This is a genomic window from Burkholderia sp. 9120 (assembly GCF_000745015.1).
GTDB lineage: Bacteria > Pseudomonadota > Gammaproteobacteria > Burkholderiales > Burkholderiaceae > Paraburkholderia.
This window is the reverse complement of sequence record NZ_JQNA01000002.1, coordinates 5,172,858-5,190,565: the sequence shown is the minus strand read 5'-3', so window position 1 is coordinate 5,190,565 and position 17,708 is coordinate 5,172,858. Positions and strand designations below refer to the sequence as shown.

Annotated in this window: 13 protein-coding genes; 8 read left to right on the top strand and 5 right to left on the bottom strand. The window is 63.0% G+C overall.

Features of this window, described 5'->3' with window-relative positions:
* Positions 1–55: 55 nt before the first annotated feature.
* The gene (locus FA94_RS31250; RefSeq protein WP_035558798.1) at positions 56–1,087 is read right to left on the bottom strand and encodes a LacI family DNA-binding transcriptional regulator; all 1,032 of its coding nucleotides are present in this window, start codon (positions 1,085–1,087) and stop codon (positions 56–58) included.
* Positions 1,088–1,277: 190 nt separating this feature from the next.
* Here FA94_RS31250 and FA94_RS31245 point away from each other — a divergent pair, with 190 nt between their 5' ends.
* The 6 genes from FA94_RS31245 (at position 1,278) to FA94_RS31220 (ending at position 10,577) form a co-directional block, all read left to right on the top strand.
* Positions 1,278–2,432, top strand: a complete 1,155-nt coding sequence (locus FA94_RS31245; protein ID WP_035558796.1) for an ABC transporter ATP-binding protein — start codon at positions 1,278–1,280, stop codon at positions 2,430–2,432.
* An 11-nt stretch (positions 2,433–2,443) separates the two neighbouring features.
* The gene (locus FA94_RS31240) at positions 2,444–4,459 is read left to right on the top strand and encodes a beta-galactosidase (RefSeq protein WP_035558794.1); all 2,016 of its coding nucleotides are present in this window, start codon (positions 2,444–2,446) and stop codon (positions 4,457–4,459) included.
* A 96-nt stretch (positions 4,460–4,555) separates the two neighbouring features.
* The gene (locus FA94_RS31235; protein ID WP_035558792.1) at positions 4,556–5,809 is read left to right on the top strand and encodes an ABC transporter substrate-binding protein; all 1,254 of its coding nucleotides are present in this window, start codon (positions 4,556–4,558) and stop codon (positions 5,807–5,809) included.
* 106 nt (positions 5,810–5,915) lie between these two features.
* Complete coding sequence (locus FA94_RS31230; protein ID WP_035558790.1) at positions 5,916–6,899, top strand: carbohydrate ABC transporter permease; 984 nt, start codon at positions 5,916–5,918, stop codon at positions 6,897–6,899.
* A gap of 10 nt (positions 6,900–6,909) precedes the next feature.
* On the top strand, positions 6,910–7,761 hold the full coding sequence (locus tag FA94_RS31225) for a carbohydrate ABC transporter permease (RefSeq protein WP_035558787.1): 852 nt from the start codon (positions 6,910–6,912) through the stop codon (positions 7,759–7,761).
* A 242-nt stretch (positions 7,762–8,003) separates the two neighbouring features.
* Positions 8,004–10,577 carry an ATP-binding response regulator gene (locus tag FA94_RS31220; RefSeq protein WP_035558785.1) on the top strand — a complete coding sequence of 858 codons (2,574 nt, stop codon included), beginning with the start codon at positions 8,004–8,006 and terminating at the stop codon, positions 10,575–10,577.
* 157 nt (positions 10,578–10,734) lie between these two features.
* Here FA94_RS31220 and msrA read toward each other — a convergent pair whose 3' ends face one another.
* From msrA to bfr, 3 genes are all read right to left on the bottom strand, one after another.
* On the bottom strand, positions 10,735–11,244 hold the full coding sequence (gene msrA, locus FA94_RS31215) for a peptide-methionine (S)-S-oxide reductase MsrA (protein WP_035558782.1): 510 nt from the start codon (positions 11,242–11,244) through the stop codon (positions 10,735–10,737).
* A gap of 147 nt (positions 11,245–11,391) precedes the next feature.
* Positions 11,392–12,441 carry an FUSC family protein gene (locus FA94_RS31210; RefSeq protein ID WP_231585073.1) on the bottom strand — a complete coding sequence of 350 codons (1,050 nt, stop codon included), beginning with the start codon at positions 12,439–12,441 and terminating at the stop codon, positions 11,392–11,394.
* Positions 12,442–12,446: 5 nt separating this feature from the next.
* Positions 12,447–12,923 (bottom strand): bacterioferritin, encoded by a 477-nt coding sequence (bfr, locus tag FA94_RS31205; protein ID WP_035558777.1) that lies wholly within the window; start codon positions 12,921–12,923, stop codon positions 12,447–12,449.
* Positions 12,924–13,459: 536 nt separating this feature from the next.
* Between bfr and FA94_RS31200 the strand changes: the two genes are divergently transcribed.
* Positions 13,460–14,566, top strand: coding sequence for an FAD-dependent oxidoreductase (locus FA94_RS31200; protein ID WP_035558774.1), 1,107 nt, complete (start codon positions 13,460–13,462; stop codon positions 14,564–14,566).
* 66 nt (positions 14,567–14,632) lie between these two features.
* Here the strand turns inward: FA94_RS31200 and FA94_RS31195 are convergent, their stop codons facing one another.
* Positions 14,633–15,142, bottom strand: a complete 510-nt coding sequence (locus tag FA94_RS31195) for a DUF1993 domain-containing protein (protein ID WP_035558771.1) — start codon at positions 15,140–15,142, stop codon at positions 14,633–14,635.
* A 370-nt stretch (positions 15,143–15,512) separates the two neighbouring features.
* Here FA94_RS31195 and katG point away from each other — a divergent pair, with 370 nt between their 5' ends.
* Entirely contained in the window at positions 15,513–17,696 is a 2,184-nt protein-coding gene (gene katG / locus FA94_RS31190) for a catalase/peroxidase HPI (protein WP_035558768.1), read from the top strand.
* Positions 17,697–17,708: the final 12 nt, after the last annotated feature.

Genomic DNA, 17,708 nt, shown 5'->3' with positions numbered 1-17,708 from the left:
TTACCGCCGTTTGCAGCGTTCGCTACGTAACGCCCGGGCGGGCGTTACGGCCACATCAGCGCGAACGCGGCGCGCCGGTGGAGGCACGCACGACCAGTTCGGGCGGCGACGAAATCCGCATCGGCACGCTTGCCGCGTCGCGTCCCGCTTGCCCATACGACGACTCGATCAGTTCGCGCAACAACGACACCGCGAGCCCAGCGACTTCCACGGTCGGCACGGCCACCGTAGTCAGCGCGGGACGCGATTCGCGCGCGAGCTGAATGTCGGTGATGCCGATCACGGAGAGGTCGTCCGGCACATGCAGGCCGAGATCCGCGGCGGCATGCATCGCGCCGAGCGCGGGCAAGTCGTTGGTCGAGAAAATCGCGGTGAGTTTGGGATCGGCTTCGAGCAGCGCGCGCGCCGCGTCGTAGCCGCCTTGAATCGTATCGAGCGCATGTTTGACGGGGCTTTTCGGCGCGCCTGCCGCGTGCAGCGCATCGACAAAACCCTGATAACGCGCCGCGTGAATCCCCGACGCCTTGCTGCCGACAATCGCGCCGATCCGTCGATGCCCCAGCGTCAGCAGATGCGCGCCGGCCAACTCGCCCGCCAGACGAAAATCCACCGCGACGCACGGCAATCCGGGCGGCTCGTTGGGCCGCTCCCACATACATAGCACGACCGGCGTGCCGCGTGCTTCGGTGGTGTGCAGGTCGGCGAAATCGAGGTTCGCGTTCGTCACGAGCACGCCCTCGGAGAGCGTGCCGGCAATCTGGTCGAGATACGCGCGGCCGGTCTGCGGATCTTCGTTGGTATTGCAGATGATCACGAAGTGGCCGCTGGTGCGCGCCGCGCGTTCGACAGCCAGCGCGAACTCCGGATAGAACGGATTGGCGATGCTTGACACCATCAGCGCGAGCGTCGGCGCGCGACCCTCGGCGAGCGCGCGGGCGGCGAGGTGCGGACGGTAGCCGAGCGCGTCCACGGCATCGAGCACCCGCTGGCGGGTTTGCGCGCCGACCCGGCCGCGATTGCGCAGCACGTTGGACACCGTGGCAGGGGTGACGCCGGCATGACGCGCGACTTCGCTGAGTGTGGGCATGGTTTTTCAATATATGGGATGGGTGTCCGGCATTTGCATCGAGGCACGAGGCGCGGCACCATCTGTCTCATAAACAAACGATATCGGAGACAGGCAAGACCCAACGATCGCTCGCGATCGATTTTTTCGGGTCTGCTGATTAAGCGCTTAATCTCCGACTTCGAGCCGATTAAATCACGGAGTCGATGCGATGGCGAGCATTTCGTTAAGAGGCGTGCAGAAGGCGTATGGCGACGGCGCGTTAGTGATCCGCGACGTCGATCTCGAGATTGGCGAGAACGAGTTCTGCGTATTTCTCGGTCCATCCGGTTGCGGCAAGTCGACCTTGTTGCGGATGATCGCCGGCCTCGAAGACGCGACCGACGGCGACCTCTCGATCGACGGACGCCTCGTCAACGACGTGCCCGCCGCGCAACGCGGCGTGGCGATGGTGTTCCAGAGCTACGCGCTGTTTCCGCACATGACCGTGTTCGAGAACATGGCCTTCGGCCTGAAGCTCGCCAAAACCCCGAAAGACGAAATCGACCGCAAGGTGCGCGAAGCCGCGCGCATTCTGCAGCTGGAGGCGTTGCTCGACCGTCGGCCGAAAGCGTTGTCGGGCGGTCAGCGGCAACGGGTGGCGATTGGCCGCGCGATCGTGCGGCAGCCCGGCGTGTTTCTGTTCGACGAACCCTTGTCCAATCTCGATGCCACGCTGCGTGGGCAGACCCGCATTGAAATCGCGCGGCTGCATAAACAGTTCGCCAAAGCCAGCGTGGTCTACGTGACGCACGACCAGATCGAAGCGATGACGCTCGCCGACAAGATCGTGTTGCTGCACGCCGGCAAGGACACGGAGCGCTACGGCAGCATTGCGCAGATCGGCGCGCCGCTCGAGTTGTATCACCGCCCGAAGAGCCGCTTTGTCGCCGGTTTCATCGGCTCGCCGCGCATGAATTTCCTGCCGGGACGCGTGCAGTCGATCGATCCGCAAGGCGTGCTCGTGACGCTCGACCACACCGGCGAAAACGTCCACGTGCCGGTGAGCGGCGAGGGCCTGCAGGCCGCGCAACCGGTCACGCTCGGTGTGCGTCCTGAGCATCTGGAGTTGCTCGACGCATCCTCCGCCGCCAGCGACGCCGCCGTCCTGATCCGCACCGTCTCGCTCATCGAGCAGCTCGGCGAACACAGCTACGTCCACCTCGATCAACCCGGCGGCGCTGTGCTGATCGCCAAAGCGCCGGGCGATACACGCCTTGTGCCCGGCGACGAGGCGCGCTTGCGCGTGCCCCGTGCCGCTTGCCATTTGTTTACCGAAGACGGCTTTGCCGCCGCTTCGCTCGAATCCGTCGAACACTACGCATAGAGGACATTCGGATGCGCCTTGGAGTCTGTTATTACCCGGAACACTGGCCGGAGTCGATGTGGGAAGACGACGCTCGCCGGATGAAAGCCCTCGGCATCGAACAGGTGCGGATCGCCGAATTCGCGTGGAGCCGCATCGAGCCCACGCCCGGCGAATACGATTGGGGCTGGCTGGATCGCGCGATCGACGTGCTCGGCGCGGCCGGTCTGCAGGTCGTCATGTGTACGCCGACCGCGACGCCGCCCAAGTGGTTGATCGATCGTCATCCGGATATTTTGCCGATCGGCGCGGATGGCCGTCCGCGTGCGTTCGGCTCACGCCGTCATTACGACTTCTCGTCGCCGTCGTATTTCGTTGCATCCGAGAAGATCTGCACGGCGGTGGCCGAGCGTTACGGCAAGCATCCCGCGGTTGCGTACTGGCAAACGGATAACGAATTCGGCTGCCATCACACGGTGGTGAGTTATTCGCCGGCCGCGGTGGGGCGTTTCCGTGAATGGCTGAAGGCGAAATATCAAACCGTCGACGCGCTGAATCGCGCGTGGGGCACGGTGTTCTGGAGCATGGAGTACCGCAGCTTCGACGAGATCGACGCGCCGGTCGCGACCGTGACCGAAGCGCATCCGTCGCATCGCCTCGATTACCGGCGTTTCGCGTCCGACGAAGTCGCGCGCTATAACCGCATGCAGGTCGAGATCATCCGCGCGCATTCGCCGGGGCGGCCGGTCGCGCATAACTTCATGCAGCTCTTCACCGAGTTCGATCACTACAAGGTCGCCGCCGATCTCGACGTTGCGTCGTGGGACAGCTATCCGCTCGGCGCGCTCGAAGAACAATGGTTCGCGCCGGACGTGAAGGCGCGCTGGCTGCGCAGCGGTCATCCGGACTTTGCGTCGTTCAATCACGACGTGTATCGCGGCATGTCGAAGCTGCCGTTCTGGGTGATGGAGCAGCAGCCGGGTCCGGTGAACTGGGCGCTGTGGAATCCGGCGCCGCTGCCGGGCATGGTGCGCCTGTGGAGTTGGGAAGCGTTCGCGCACGGCGCCGGTTGCGTGTCGTACTTCCGCTGGCGTCAGGCGCCGTTCGCGCAGGAGCAGATGCATGCCGGGCTGAACACGCCGGATAACCGGCTCGACGTGGGCGGTAACGAAGCGGCGCGGGTGGCCGACGAAATTCGCACGGTGCTTGCGGCGGATGCCGACGCTAACGCCGCGATTCGCTCGACCGTCGCGCTGGTCTACGACTACGAGGCGAAGTGGCTGTTCGAGATTCATCCGCAGGGTGCGGACTTTCACTATCCCCGCTTTGCGTTCGAGTATTACTCGGCGCTGCGCGCGCTCGGACTCGACGTCGATGTCGTGCCGGTCGACGCGCCGCTCGACGGCTACCGGATGATCGTCGTGCCGCCGTTGCCGGTGGTGCCGGACGATCTGGCCGCGCGGCTGGCAAGCTCGGGAGCGCAGGTGGTGTTCGGGCCGCGCACCGGCTCGAAGACCGCGGACTTGCAGATTCCCGCCCATTTGCCGCCGGGTGCGCTGGCTTCGGTGTTGCCGCTGCGGGTCTGGCGCGTCGAGTCGATGCGGCCGAACGTGACCGAAGCGGTGCGTTTCAACGATAGCGGCAAAGCGAACCACGACGCGAGCCGTGCCGATGGCTTCGCGCGGCATTGGCGCGATTTCATCGAAGCCGATGATGCCGATGCCCGTGCTTCGTTCGACGTGCTCGCCCAGTTTGCGGACGGCCAACCGGCGTATGTGCGAAGCGGCGCGTTTCACTATCTCGCGAGTCTGTTCGACGAGGCGCTGACCACCCGGCTGTTCTCGCGCATCGCCCAGCAGGCGGGCCTCGAAACGATGTGGCTCGGCGACAGTGTGCGCTTGAGCCGACGCGGCGCGCTGACCTATGTGTTCAACTATGGCGACGACGCGTACACGCTCGCCGATATCGATGAACAGTCGATCGTAGTCGGCGCGCGTGAGATAGAACCGCAAGGCGTGAGCGTCTACCGATCGAACACGACGACATAACACGCGCGAGTACCGCTGACGAATAGCGCTGACCGGCAGGATTCCACGCAGTAAATACAACGACGCAAAATCAAGGCATAAAAGGAGACAGGCAACATGAAGCTGAAACCACGCAAGATTCTGTTGGCACTCGCGCTGGCCGCGGCGGCTGCGGGGACCTCCGTCGTCAGTACGGCGCAGGCGGGCACGCTGACGGCCAACATCGCGTTCAAGGGCGCGAGCCAGCGCGCGGTATGGCAGTCGGTGATCGACGACTTCAAGAAAGCGCATCCCGGCATCGACGTGAAGGTGTCGTTCGTCGACGAGGAAGCGTACAAGGTCCAGTTGCCCGGCTGGCTCTCGACCGTCGCGCCCGACATCGTCAACTGGCATGACGGCGAACGCATGGCGTATTACGCGCAGCGCGGTCTGTTCGAAGACCTGAGCGGCGACTGGGCGAAGAACGGCTGGAACGACATGTACGCGTCGACCAAAGAGGCGTCTTCGTATAAGGGCAAGCAGTACGCCGCGCCGACCGTGTACTACTCGTGGGGCATGTTCTATCGCAAGGATCTGTTCCAGAAGGTCGGCATTGCCGGCGAACCGAAAACCTGGGATCAGTTCCTCGACGACTGCAAGAAGCTGAAAGCCGCGGGCATCACGCCGATCGCCGTGGCGGGCCGCGATTCGTGGACGCTCGCCGGCTGGTTCGATTATCTCGACCTGCGTCTGAACGGCAATGCGTTTCACCAGAAGCTGATGGCGGGCGACATTGCGTACACCGATCCGCGCGTGAAGAAGGTCTACACGACGTGGAAGCAGTTGATCGACGCCGGCTATTTCATCGACAACTCGCTCTCGTACGATCTGGATTCGGTGCAGCCGTTCCTGTTCCAGGGCAAGGCCGCGATGATGCTGATGGGCACGTTCATCACCGCGGGTTTCCCGCCGAATGTGAAGCCGGACATGGGCTACTTCCAGTTCCCGATCATCGACGCGAAGGTGCCGACCGCCGAAGACGGCCCGGTCGAATCTCTGCATATCCCGTCGAAGGCGAAGAACAAGGCCGACGCGCACACGTTCCTGGCCTTCGTCGAAACGCCTGAGATCGGCGCGAAACTGGCGATCGGGCTCGGCTCGCTGTCGGCGAACAGCAAGTCGCCGGAGCCGGAAGATCCGATCTCCAAGATCGGCTTCCAGATTCTCGCGAACACGAAGGGCGGCATTGCGCAGTTCTACGATCGCGATATGACGAAGGAAATGGCCGACGAAGGCATGAAGGGGATGCAGCAGTTCATCTCCGATCCTTCGAAACTCGACGACGTTCTCGCTCAACTCGAGCAGACGCGTAAGCGGATCTACAAGAAGTGAGCGGTGGCGGCCGTGAGGCCGCCGTTTGTCGTGATCGAACGCACCAGTGCGTGGGACCGGGGTTAGCGCTCTCGACAGCGCTGCGCTAACTCCGGTCGACAGGAGAATGATCGTGTCGCAATCCGTCACCCGCCACACTATCGGCGGCTCTACTGAAACCGGTGGCCCGGGCTCGCCCGCGTCCGGCGGCGCGACGCGCGGCGGCTCGCAGGCCGCCACGCGTCGTCGCCGGCCGTCGCCGACCGCGCGCCGGCAAAGCCGCGCCGCGTTTCTGTTTCTCGCGCCCGCGTGCGTGATGGTCGCCATCTACGTGGTGTGGCCGATCCTGTCGACCATCCGCCTGAGCTTTTTCACCTGGGACGGCATGACCGACCCGTCGTTCGTCGGGCTCGCGAATTACGTGGAGTTGTTCCACACGGCGACGTTCTACACGGCGCTGAAAAACAACCTGATCTGGTTGCTGCTCTTCCTGCTCGCCCCGCCGATGGGCCTCGCCGTCGCGCTGTACCTGAATCAGGCCGTGGCCGGCATCCGCATCGTCAAATCGCTGTTTTTCGCGCCGTTCGTGTTGTCGGGCGTGGTGGTGGGCCTGATCTTTTCGTGGTTTTACGACCCGACCTTCGGTTTGCTTGCGGTGATTCTGGGTCACGGTGTACCGGTGCTCGGCGATCCGCGCTACGCGACGCTCGGCATCGTGTTCGCGGCACTGTGGCCGCAAACCGCCTATTGCATGATTCTTTACCTGACCGGCTTGACGTCGCTGAACGCCGAGCAGATCGAAGCCGCGCGAATGGAAGGCGCACGCGGCTGGTCGATGCTGTGGCACGTGATCCTGCCGCAATTGCGGCCCACCACGTTCATGGCGATCGTCGTCACGATCATCGGCGCGTTGCGCAGTTTCGATCTGATCTCGGTGATGACCGGCGGCGGCCCGTTCGAAAGCTCGACCGTGCTCGCGTATTACATGTACGACCAGGCGATCAAGTACTACCGCATCGGTTATTCGGCCGCGGTGGCGGTGGTGCTGTTCGCCATCATGCTGGTGTACATCGTTTATCACTTGCGGCGAATGCTGCGCGCCGAGCAATAAGGAGCCGACCATGTTTCCGATCCCTATCGACAAATGGAAGCCGGTCACGCGCCGCGTCTACAAACTCACGTTGCCGCTCGCGCTGCTGATCTGGCTGCTGCCGATGATCGCCGTGCTCGTCACCTCGGTGCGTTCAACGGAAGAGTTGAGCGAAGGCAACTACTGGGGCTGGCCAAAGCACTTCGCGATGTTCGATAACTATCGCGAGGCGCTGACCACCTCGCCGATGCTGCACTATTTCTGGAATAGCGTGCTGATTACGGTGCCGGCCGTGGTGGGTTCGATCGCGTTGGCGGCCATGGCGGGATTCGCGCTGGCGATCTACCGGTTTCGCGGCAATTCGGCCCTGTTCGCGACCTTTGTCGCGGGGAATTTCGTGCCGGTGCAGGTGCTGATGATTCCGGTGCGGGATCTGTCGTTACAGCTTGGCCTGTTCAACACCGTCGGCGCGCTGATTCTGTTTCACGTGTCGTTTCAGACCGGCTTCTGCGCGCTGTTCCTGCGCAATTTCATCAAGCAATTGCCGTTCGAACTGGTCGAGGCGGCGCGGATCGAAGGCGCCAATGAGTGGACGGTGTTCTTCAGGATCGTGCTGCCGTTGATCCGGCCCGCACTGGCGGCGTTGGCGATTCTGGTTTTCACCTTCGTGTGGAACGACTACTTCTGGGCGCTCTGTCTGACCCAGGGCGATGACGCCGCGCCGATTACCGTTGGCGTCGCCGCGCTGAAAGGGCAGTGGACCACGGCCTGGAATCTCGTGTCGGCGGGATCGATTCTGGCGGCGCTGCCTTCGGTAGCAATGTTTTTTGCCATGCAGAAGCATTTCGTGGCGGGTTTGACATTTGGCGCGACGAAAGGCTAGCGCGGGCGGGCGCGGCTACGCGCCTCTGGCTGGATTCCTGGTGAGGGATGGAGAAGGTTGCCCGCGAAAGCGGGCTTTTTTTTTCGGACAAAAAGCGAGCTTCGCGGCTCGCGGTGGACGCGTTAGTTAACCCGCGGTGCAACGCGGGGACAGAGTGGTATGCTCGGTTGGCAGCGCCAGCATGTCATTCAACGTAAGCAGCTTCGAATTCCGAGGCTGAAAAGATCAAGATAAAGAGCAACATGAGAGCCATTTCAGGGGGCATCCGCTATCTCAACCGGTTGGTGACCGACTCCGCCAGGGTGTCGGACTACAGCATGTTGGCGGTGGGCGTAATCGGTACGATCGGACATCCGGTGTATTGGCTGTGGTGGACGTTCGTCGATCCTCAGCCCAACGAAAGCCTGCTGATGCGGGCTTTGGGCACCGTCTCCTGTGCGCTGCTGCTGTTGCGCCGCTTCTGGCCGGCTTCGGCGGTGCGTGTCCTGCCATGGTATTACTTTGTAACGGTTGCCTATTCGCTGCCGTTTTTTTTCACGTATTACCTGCTGACCAGCCATTATTCGATGATCTGGTCCATGGCCGAATTGGGGATGATGTTTTTCCTGATCGCCATCTTTCCGTCATTCGTTGCATTAGCAATCAATCTGCTGGCCGGCGTCGGGCTGGCTGTTCTGTGCGCCAGAATCTTCGTGCCGCAAGACGTTTATGTCGACGCGCATCTGTTTATCTATACGTATCTGCCGGTTTATATATTCGGTATTCTCGCCGGCATCACGTTCAGTTACAGCAGTGCGAAGGGGGTTGTCACGCACGCCAGGCATGGCGCGCGGCAGGCGCTCGCCGGCTCGATCGCCCATCAGATGCGCAATCCGCTCAGCCAGTTGAGGCATGTGCTGGACCGCGTGGAAGAAACGCTGCCCGCCGCCACGGACGCGAACCCGGCGCCCGCTTTATCGCCCGACAAGGCGGCGGTGTTGTACCGGCATCTCGCTCACGGTCAGTCGTCGGTCGATCGCGGGCTGCGCATTATCGACACGACCTTGGACGACGTCAGCGCGTGGCCCATCAGCCCGGATCAGCTCACCTATGTGAGCGCCGCGGTGGCGACGCGCAAAGCGCTGGACGAGTACGGTTTCGCCGATCAGAAGGAGCGCACCAAGGTCAGGCTGGTGGTGCTGGACGATTTCACGGTCAAGGTCGACGAGACGGTCTACCTCTTCACGCTGTTCAATCTGATCAAAAACGCGCTGCATCACATGGGGGCGGATCCGGTCGCGACGCTCACGCTGACGGTCGACCGGCAAACGGTCATGGTGCATGACACCGGTCCCGGCATTGCGTCCGAGCTTCTGCCGCATCTTTTCGACGCGCTCCCCGCCACGGGCGATCCGGTGGGTGCGGGGCTCGGCCTGGCCTACTGTCAGCGGGCCATGCGCGCGTTCGGCGGCACGATTAGCTGCCGTTCGGAAGTGGGTAAATTCACGCAGTTCACGCTGCAGTTTCCACCCGTCTCGGAGCGCGAACTCGCGGACCACGAGCGGCGGATTTTCGAGCGCGCCACGCCGTTTTTCAACGGCAAGCGCGTTCTTATCGTCGACGACGACGCCACGCAGCGCGACAGAGTGCGGCGCGCGTTGCTGAGGGTCGGCGCGGACGTGAGCGAAGCGCCGGACGGCGCAACGGCGCTGACGCTACTGGCCCAGTCCACGCCTTTCGACCTCGTGCTGATGGACATCAACATGCCGGTGCTGGACGGCTACACGACGACCGAAAAAATCCGTGCCGACCACCAGAGTCCGAACGCCAACGTACTGATCGCCGCGTACACCGTGGAGCCGGGCAACCTCGCGCGCGTGCTGGCGCGCCGCGCCGGGATGGACGAACTGGTCAATAAAGCCAGCAGCATGGTGGAATTGATCGGTGTGCTTCAGAAGCTGTTCGAGAGCGGCAGCCAGCATCATCCGAGCCAAAGCTTCGATGGGTTTATCGGCAAGACGATTCTGGTCGCGGACGACGACGTCTACAGCCGGTCGCTGGTCAAGGGCTATCTGAAACGATGCGGCGCGAGCGTCGTCGAGGCGGACCATGGGCGCGCGGTGCTGGCGCGTTTGCACGAAGGCGTCACGGTCGACGCCATCGTGATGGACATGAACATGCCGGGCATGGGCGGCGTGGAAACCACGGCGTTGATTCGCGTGCGCACCGACCCGTATGCCAGGGTGCCGATCGTGGCGCTGACCAGTCAGTCGGATATGGAAGCCGTGCAGCGCTGCCTCGCCGCGGGTATGAACGAGGTGATGATCAAGCCGGTGCAGATTGGCTCCCTGTACGCGTCGCTGTCGAGGCAGTTCGCGCAGTACCGCGTCGCGAATGCGCCGGGCCGCGTGGAGCCGGCGCCTCTATCGGAGGCGTCGGCCGCCCGGTCCGTGCCGCTTAAGGAGGGGCCGTTGCTCGACGAAAAGCACCTGCAGGAACTGGTGGCGCTCGATTTGCTGGATCAGACGTTCCTCAACGGTATCGATCAGATCAGTTTGACGGTGGCGCGGCTCGCCGTCAGTGTCGCGGCTCGCGACCTCGCTTCCACGCATGGCGCGTTGCATATCCTGCTCGGCGTCAGCGGCAATATCGGTGCGAAAGCGCTGCATCAGTTCGTGCGGCAGATTTATCCGCGCGTGGTGGAAGGCGAGTGGCCCGTGGAGGCGGATTGGCTGGCGCGAATCGGCTCGTTGAGCAATCGTTCGGCGCCGGCGTTGCAGACGTATTTTGCGTCGGTGAAAGCGTCCCGCGATCATCGGGATGCGATAAACGATTGATCGGCATCGATCGCAGCATGACGACCGTCTGGTCGTCATGCTGCAACGCAACGCCGGATCGGCGTCCAGGTTACGCGCCACCTTGCTGTCCGTTGCTGTCCGGCGATGCCGACCGAGGGCGCGCGCACAAAACGCACGCCATCAGCCGACCGGCACGCTAAGCCGACGCCGTAGGCAGCTTCCAGCCCGCCCGAATGAAGTGACACGTGTAACCGCCCGGATTGCGTTCCAGGTAGTCCTGGTGTTCCGGTTCGGCTTCCCAGAACGGGCCGGCCGGCACGATTTCGGTGACGGCTTTACCCGGCCACAGATCGGAAGCGTCCACATCCGCCACCGTTTTCAACGCCACCTGCTTCTGCTCGTCGCTGAGATAGAAGATCGCCGAGCGGTAGCTCATGCCGACGTCGTTGCCTTGACGGTTCCTGGTGGTCGGATCGTGAATCTGGAAGAAAAATTCGAGGATCTGGCGGTAGCTGATCCGGCTCGGATCGAACACGACCTCGAGGCCTTCCGCGTGCGTGCCATGGTTGCGGTAGGTCGCGTTCGGCACGTCGCCGCCGGTGTAGCCCACGCGCGTCGACAGCACGCCGGGATAGCGCCGCAGCAGTTCCTGCATGCCCCAGAAGCAGCCGCCGGCCAGCAGGGCGGTTTCGGTTTGCGTCGTCATTTCAATCTCTCCTTGAGTGGCGTCGCGCCACGCGGGGCGCAACGCGTCGGCGAACCGGCTCGCCGTCTATCGGACGATACGATACCGGAATGGCGCCGCGCTCGCAGCGGGCCTTCAGCTCAACCTGAGCCCGATCTCAACTCGATCTCAACTCGATCTCAACGGACGCAGCGGCAAAATGCACGTCGCGGCGAACAGACCGAGCGCGCCGCCGAGCAGCGTTTCCCAGGCGCGCGCGGCCAGCAGCGGGACCGAGTGCACGCCGCCGGCCGCCAGCGTGACGATCAGCGTGAACGCGAACGCCGCGCAGGCGACGTCGTAGCGATTGGGCAGGGCCATTGCGTAGATGATCATGGCGACCGCCGCCGCGCCCCAGATCAGCAGTGGCGCGTGAACGGCGAGCGGCAGGCAGGCGAGCCCGAGCGGCACGCCGATCAGGGTGCCGACGATCCGTCGGCGCACCCGCGCTATCGTGCCGCTCGCGGACCCCGCGACAACGTAGGTACAGGCGGTAATCGCCCACGACGATTCCCTGAGCCCGACCGCCTCGTTCAAGGCAACGACCACGAGCGAGCCGCTTGCCGCCTGCAGACCCATCACGAGTTCGGGCGAGAGCCCCCAGCGGCCCGGCACGTCGACGGACGACAGCGCGGTTGGCGCGGGATGCTCAGCCGGACCGCTGAGCAGGCGCGGCACGATCGACGCCAGCATCGCGATCAGTCCGGCGACGGCGACCGCGGTGAGATCGATAGGGGTAAGGCGGGCGCCGTAGGCCAGCAGTTGCCCGATGTAGATTTGCGAGCCCACGCCCGCGCCAAGCATGCCGAAGCGCTTCAGATAACCGACGAGGAATGCGCCCGTGACCAGCGTCAATTCAGGGCCCGCCGTGGCGATGGCCCGCAGGGCCGGGGAGAGCGCGACGAATAGCGTCGCGCCAAACGCCGCGGCCGCACACAGCACGATCAGATCCCGGCTGGATTCGGCGCGCGTGGCGCGCGCTTCCGAGACGCTCGCCCACAAAGCAAAGCTGCCGGCGAGCGACCCCACCGATACCGCGCTGGGCAGGCTGTGGGTAATGTCCTGCAATGTGCCGAGCGCCGCCGCGATTCCATACGCGGTGACGAGCCGCAAGCCTTTGATCCGACGGTGCGTGCCCGGATCGATCTGCTCCAGCCAGCGGAGGGCGGACGCGATCAACGAGCTCAGCTCGGCGAATCCATACCCGATTGCTGGTAATTCTGAATACCGACCTTGTCGATCAGATCGAGATTCGTTTCGAGCCAGTCGATGTGCTCTTCGGTCTCATCGAGGATATGCACGAGAATCTCGCGTGAAATGAAATCCCGCACCGATTCGCAATAAGCGATGCCTTCCTTGCAGGTCGACTGCGAGATCCGTTCGAGCTTCAGATCGCATTCGAGAATCTCCTTCGTTTCTTCGCCGATCAGCAGTTTGTGCAGGTCCTGCAAATTGGGTAATCCGTCGAGCATGAAGATACGGTTGATCAGCAGATCGGCGTGCTTCATCTCGCCGATCGATTCGTCGTACTCGTGCTTGCCGAGTTTTTCCAGTCCCCAGTGCCGATACATGCGCGCATGCAGAAAATACTGATTGATCGCGGTCAGTTCGTTCTTGAGTTGCGAGTTCAGGTATTCGAGGACCTTTGGATCGCTTTGCATAAAGCCTCCCTGGTGGGTTCGGGGAAACGTTCGGGAAACGCCACGGCGAGTCCGGCGCTTTATCGGGTAAATCGTTCTGGCGAAGTGTCGGCGGCTGGTCTGAGGATTATCGTGATGCGCGCGTACCTCGGACCTGTTAGACCAGCTTAGTGGATTGCTCATGCAATGCTCAGAATGAGAATTGAAATCGTTACCACGATGTAAGCGATCTGTAGCACATCGGTTGCGCGTTTCGATGCGGTGCTGTTTGCGCGTCGCGCAGCGCGGCCTAACGCAAGTCCTACAGCCGCGAAAAAGCGAGCGTCCGTTTTGACGATCTCCCAATCGGCCCGATTTCCCCCCGCTCTACCGCACCAAACGGGGCTTCGACTCGCCGCCGCCCCAGGTCGCTAAAGCGAGTAGCTAATGTGAGCGATCGCTCATAAATTAGAGGCATTCACCCTCAACCAGGAATCCACACGATTCCACCCGATGGGTTCGGTGCCGCGGTAGCCGGACTCAGGCAACGGGAAGCGACCGCAAGGAGCGACGTATCGATGCGAGTCATCATTGCAGGCGGCGGCATTGTCGGACTGACGGCGGGTATCGCGTTCAAGGCGATCGGCTGGGACGTGCTGGTATGCGAACAGGCACCGGAAATTCGAGCGGCGGGCGCGGCCATCGGCTTGTGGCGCAACGCGCTGGACGTATTCTCGGAGGTCGGCGTGGGCGATGCGATCCACGAAATCGGCATGCCCATCGAAACATGGTTCTACGACGCCGCCGGCGCGCGCTTCAGGGCGCCCGGATTCGAGCCGGCCGATCATGCATTTCTGCTGGTGCCGCGTCCCGAGTTGAATCGCTTGCTGGCTGCGGCGGTCGGACTCGACAACATTCGCGTCGATACCAAGGTCGTCGCGTTCGAAGAAAGCGCGGATCACGTGGCGGTGAGCTTGAGCGACGGCACGATCGAACACGCCGATCTGCTGCTGGGCGCGGATGGCGCTTATTCGGCGGTGCGTGCGCAACTGGTGCCCGGCTACGGCGCTCGCGAGCACGCAGGTCATCACGTATGGCGCGGCATGCTAGCCGCAGGCGACGAACCCGCCAACGGCTCGGTCCTCACCGTCGGGCATCAACGCACGCGCGGCGGCTACACGCGCACTTATGGCGATCAGGTCGTCTGGATGGTGAATCAGTTCGACAGCGCGGTGCCCGTCGGCACGAAAAAGGAAGAGGCTTTACTGCGCGCCGCGCATCTGAACGACAACGGCTGGAGCGATCCACTGGTGAAGCTGATCGAGCGGACGCCGGAAGCGCAGATCCTGCACAACCCGATCATGTTCGTGCCCGCGTTGCCACGCTGGACGTCCGCGCGCGTCGCGCTGATCGGCGATGCGGCGCATGCGCTCTCGCCGCATATCTCGGCGGGCGGCACACTCGGCGTGGAGGACGTGCGCGTGCTGGTTCAGGCGCTGCAGAAACACGCTGAACTCGCGGCGGCTCTGTCGGTGTATGAAAGCAAGCGGATGCCGCACTACGCGCGAGTGCATGAATTGGCCTATGCGGTGGAACTGGCGCAAGACGCCCGCGAATACGCGCAGGAATACGCCCGCTTCAGCCACTGGATGCTCAACGACGGCTACCGTGCCTCGCGCGCATGATCCTGGCTTGTCAGGCCGAACGGACGCGACGCCAGGTAGCGGCGCGTCCGGCTCACGCTTCGACGATCAGTACGAACCCATGTAGTCGCGCTTGCCGATCTCGACACCGTTGTGACGCAGAATCGCGTACGCCGTGGTGACGTGGAAGAAGAACTGCGGCAGGCCGTAGTTCTGCAGATAGGCGCTGCCCACCAGCTTCTTCTCTTTCGGCGTGCCGGGACGCAGCACGATTTCCTTGTTCTCGCTACCTTCGAATTGCGCGGCGTCGAGCGTGCCGATGTAGGTCAACGCTTTGGCGAGCAGCGCTTGCAGGTCGGCGAACGTGACTTCCGTGTCGGGCCACGACGGCAATTCCACGCCGGCGAGGCGCGAGCTGACGCCCTTGCTGAAGTCGGCGGCGATCTGCACCTGGCGCACGAGCGGGAACATGTCCGGGAACAGACGCGCCTGCAGCAATGCGTTCGGCTCGATGTTGCGTTCGGTGGCGTGGGCTTCGGCTTTCTTCAGCACCTCGGACAACGCGGTCAGCATCTGCTTGAAAACGGGAACGGATGCGCTGTACATGGAATTAGTCATGATTACTCTTTCAATCGAGGTTGGCGGCCGGCGCGGGAAATACCGCATCGGCCAGGAGTAGGGGGCGGGTAAACGAGCGGGCTCGTGTAGCGCAGCTCGGCAAAGGCTCAATGCGCCGACGATCGTGGCACCTTCACGGCACCTTCACGGCGTCTTCCTGGCACCGGACGAGCGCATAAAGCGCCGGAAGATTACCATTGTGCGGCCCAACTATGTCATGCGGAACCGGCCTTAGTTTTTTTGATGCGTCGCCATCAATTAAAGCTATTTCCGCCCGGAGTTCCCTGACACTACGATGTGAGCAAGGCCGCATTGCCTGTACCCCACACAGGCCGAGTCGTAGAGCACAAACGATCCAAGGAGCAAGCGCATGTCGACTGAAGCGAAGTGTCCGTTTAACCATACCGCAGGCAGTGGTACGTCGAATCGGGACTGGTGGCCCAATCAACTGAACCTGAAGATCCTGCATCAACATTCGTCCCTGTCCGACCCGATGGACAAGGACTTCAACTACGCTGAAGCGTTCAAGAGCCTCGACCTCGCGGCCGTGAAGAAAGACCTGCTGGCGGTGATGACCGACTCGCAGGCATGGTGGCCGGCGGACTTCGGTCACTACGGGCCGTTTTTCATTCGCATGGCATGGCACAGCGCCGGCACCTATCGCACCGGCGACGGCCGTGGCGGCGCGGGTTCCGGTCAGCAACGTTTCGCGCCGCTCAATAGCTGGCCCGACAACGTCAGCCTCGACAAGGCACGCCGGCTGATCTGGCCGGTCAAGCAGAAATATGGCAACAAGATTTCGTGGGCCGACCTCATCGTGCTGACCGGCAATGTCGCGCTGGAATCGATGGGCTTCAAGACCTTCGGTTTCGCCGGCGGCCGCGAGGACGTGTGGGAATCGGACGAAGACGTGTATTGGGGCTCCGAGACCACGTGGCTCGGCGGCGACAAGCGCTACACCGGCGTGCGTGACCTCGAAAATCCGCTCGGCGCCGTGCAGATGGGCCTGATCTACGTCAACCCGGAAGGCCCGAACGGCAACCCGGATCCGCTCAAGGCGGCCGTGGATATTCGCGAGACGTTCGCCCGCATGGCCATGAACGACGAAGAAACGGTGGCGCTCATCGCCGGCGGTCATACGTTCGGCAAAACGCACGGCGCGGGTCCCGCGTCGCATGTCGGCGTCGAACCGGAAGCGGGCGGCATCGAAGATCAGGGCCTTGGCTGGAAGAGCACCTTCGGCACCGGCAAGGGCGCCGATGCGATCTCGAGCGGCCTGGAAGTGATCTGGACCACCACGCCGACCCAGTGGGGCAACGGCTTCTTCGAAAACCTGTTCCGCTACGAATGGGAATTGACCAAGAGCCCGGCCGGCGCGCATCAATGGAAACCGAAGGGCGACGGCGGCGTCGATACCGTGCCGGATCCGCATGATTCGACGAAACGCCGCACGCCGTCGATGCTGACCACCGACCTCTCGTTGCGCTTCGATCCGGCTTACGAAAAAATTTCGCGACGCTTCTACGAGAACCCCGATCAACTGGCCGACGCATTCGCGCGCGCGTGGTTCAAATTGACGCACCGCGACATGGGCCCGCTCGCGCGCTATCTCGGCCCGGAAGTGCCGACGGAAGAGCTGATCTGGCAAGACCCGATTCCCGCGGTCGATCACGAATTGATCAACGCGCAAGACATTGCCGAGCTGAAGAGCAAGGTGCTGGCGTCGGGACTGCCGGTGTCGCAACTGGTGTCGACGGCATGGGCGTCGGCGTCCACGTTCCGCGGCTCCGACAAGCGCGGCGGCGCGAATGGCGCGCGCATTCGTCTTGCACCGCAAAAAGATTGGCAGGTGAACCAGCCGGCGCAACTGGCCACTGTGCTGGAGACGCTGGAAGGTATCCAGAGCGCGTTCAACAGCGCGCAGTCCGCTGGCAAGCGCGTGTCGCTGGCCGATCTGATCGTGCTGGCCGGTTGCGCGGGCGTCGAGCAGGCCGCGAAAAACGCCGGACATGCGGTCACGGTGCCGTTCTCGCCGGGGCGTATGGACGCGTCGCAGGAGCAGACCGATCTCGAGTCGTTCGCCGTGCTCGAACCGATCGCCGACGGTTTCCGCAACTACCTGAAGGGCAAATACACCATCACGGCCGAGGCTTTGCTGGTCGACAAGGCGCAACAGTTGACGCTCTCCGCGCCGGAACTGACCGCGCTTCTGGGCGGCATGCGCGTGCTCAACGCCAACTACGAACAGAGCCAGCACGGTGTGTTCACAAAGCGTCTGGATACGCTGACGAACGACTTCTTCGTCAATCTGCTCGACATGGGTACGGAGTGGAAGCCGGTCTCGGACGAGAAGGACGTGTTCGAAGGCTTCGATCGCGCAACGGGCCAGTTGAAGTGGACCGGCACGCGCGTCGATCTGATCTTCGGTTCGAACGCGCAACTGCGTGCGGTGGCCGAGGTGTACGGCAGTTCGGATGCGCAGGAGAAGTTCGTGCATGACTTCGTTGCGGCCTGGGGCAAGGTGATGAACCTGGATCGCTTCGACCTGGCGTAAAGCGGGCGTTGT

Excerpts from the sequence above, each read along its gene's own strand:
- FA94_RS31250 (WP_035558798.1), bottom strand. The coding sequence starts at position 1,087 with ATGCCCACACTCAGCGAAGTCGCGCGTCATGCCGGCGTCACCCCTGCC.
- FA94_RS31245 (WP_035558796.1), top strand. The coding sequence starts at position 1,278 with ATGGCGAGCATTTCGTTAAGAGGCGTGCAGAAGGCGTATGGCGACGGC.
- FA94_RS31240 (WP_035558794.1), top strand. The coding sequence starts at position 2,444 with ATGCGCCTTGGAGTCTGTTATTACCCGGAACACTGGCCGGAGTCGATG.
- FA94_RS31235 (WP_035558792.1), top strand. The coding sequence starts at position 4,556 with ATGAAGCTGAAACCACGCAAGATTCTGTTGGCACTCGCGCTGGCCGCG.
- FA94_RS31230 (WP_035558790.1), top strand. The coding sequence starts at position 5,916 with ATGATCGTGTCGCAATCCGTCACCCGCCACACTATCGGCGGCTCTACT.
- FA94_RS31225 (WP_035558787.1), top strand. The coding sequence starts at position 6,910 with ATGTTTCCGATCCCTATCGACAAATGGAAGCCGGTCACGCGCCGCGTC.
- FA94_RS31220 (WP_035558785.1), top strand. The coding sequence starts at position 8,004 with ATGAGAGCCATTTCAGGGGGCATCCGCTATCTCAACCGGTTGGTGACC.
- msrA (WP_035558782.1), bottom strand. The coding sequence starts at position 11,244 with ATGACGACGCAAACCGAAACCGCCCTGCTGGCCGGCGGCTGCTTCTGG.
- bfr (WP_035558777.1), bottom strand. The coding sequence starts at position 12,923 with ATGCAAAGCGATCCAAAGGTCCTCGAATACCTGAACTCGCAACTCAAG.
- FA94_RS31200 (WP_035558774.1), top strand. The coding sequence starts at position 13,460 with ATGCGAGTCATCATTGCAGGCGGCGGCATTGTCGGACTGACGGCGGGT.
- FA94_RS31195 (WP_035558771.1), bottom strand. The coding sequence starts at position 15,142 with ATGACTAATTCCATGTACAGCGCATCCGTTCCCGTTTTCAAGCAGATG.
- katG (WP_035558768.1), top strand. The coding sequence starts at position 15,513 with ATGTCGACTGAAGCGAAGTGTCCGTTTAACCATACCGCAGGCAGTGGT.